Origin of the sequence: Gluconacetobacter entanii, assembly GCF_003206495.1 — a bacterium.
Lineage (GTDB): Bacteria > Pseudomonadota > Alphaproteobacteria > Acetobacterales > Acetobacteraceae > Novacetimonas > Novacetimonas entanii.
In genome coordinates, this window is the sequence record NZ_NKUF01000116.1 from 1 (window position 1) to 1,520 (window position 1,520).

General features: G+C 62.7%; 1 protein-coding gene. It reads left to right on the forward strand.

What is annotated here, in order from left to right; genetic code table 11:
* Positions 1-103 precede the first annotated feature (103 nt).
* Entirely contained in the window at positions 104-1,423 is a 1,320-nt protein-coding gene (locus CFR72_RS16730; RefSeq protein WP_244182358.1) for a glycoside hydrolase family 15 protein, read from the forward strand.
* Positions 1,424-1,520: the final 97 nt, after the last annotated feature.

The following is a 1,520-nucleotide window of genomic DNA, read 5'->3' on the forward strand; positions in this document are numbered from 1 at the left end:
CGAATGGTATGCTGTCAGATGCCAGCTCGCCATCATGTTCGATGATCGTTTCCCAATGGCCTGAAAAAGTGCCACCGCACAAAATTCTACACAGTCTCCGTTGATGTCCCCTGCTTCCACTGTTGCGCATCGGATCGAAGATTACGCCATGATCGGCTCTACCCACAGTGCGGCGCTGATCCATCGCGATGGCACGATCCAGTGGCTGTGCATGCCGCGGTTTGATTCCGAGGCGATTTTCGCCTCCCTCCTCGGCACGCCCGATAACGGGGAATGGGCCGTGCGCGCCACCGATCCGGCGGCGCGTATCGCGCGTCGCTATGTCCCCGATACGATGGTGCTGGAAACCACGATCGACACGCCCACGGGCCGCGCCGTCGTGCTGGATTTCATGCCGACACCCGTTGATGGAGACCTGCATGAACTCGTCCGCATCATCCGCGGCGTGGAGGGGCATGTCGATTTTGCCGCCGAGCTGCGCCTGCGCTTCAATTATGGTGAATGGATCCCGTGGGTGGAACGGCGCGAAGGGGCGATCTTCGCCTTTGCCGGTCCTGACGCCATCCGCCTGAGCAGCAGCGTGGACCTCAGCAACGCCAATTTTTCCACCACCTCGGATTTTACCATCGTCGCGGGGCAGAGTGTGGCAACGACGCTGGAATGGTTCCCGTCGCACAAGATCCCGCCCCTGCCGCGCGATCCCTATGCCCTGCTGCGCCATACGGAGGCACAGGGACGGCTGTGGGCGGCGCAGTGCACGTATGACGGTCCCTATGCCGCCGTGGTGCGGCGTTCGCTCATGACGCTCAAGGCGCTGACCTACCACCCGACCGGCGGAATTGTCGCAGCCCCCACGACCTCCCTGCCCGAAGATCCGGGGGGAAGCCGCAACTGGGACTATCGCTACTGCTGGCTGCGTGATGCGGTATGGACACTGCATGCGCTGACGGTTTCGGGTTATATGGAGGAAGCAAGCGCATGGCGGTGGTGGCTGATGCGCGCGACGGCGGGCGCGCCGGACGGGTTGCAGGTCATGTATGGCCTGCATGGGGAGCGTCGGCTGACCGAAACCACGCTCGACCATCTGGCGGGATATGAAAACAGCCGCCCGGTGCGCATCGGCAATGCAGCACATGAGCAGTTGCAGCTTGATGTCTATGGCTCCCTTCTTGGCGCGTTCGATGCGGCACGGCGCGACGGACTGGCGGACATGGATGCGGTGTGGCCGCTTCAGTGTGCCATCGCCGAGCGCCTGCTGGTCCTGTGGCGGCAGCCCGATTGCAGCCTGTGGGAGGTGCGAGGACCCAAGCAGCACTTCGTCTATTCCAAGATGATGTGCTGGTTCGCGTTCGACCGGATGATTGCCAGCGCCGTGGATTTCGGGCTGGACGGCCCTGTGGAGACGTGGCTGTGGGCCCTGTGAGATGGGGTGGTTGCCGTCCTCCCCGCACGGCATCGCAATGTGCCAGAATGGTCGTTGGAAGAAACGACTGCGCGAAAGGACGGCAGATGAAGGATAC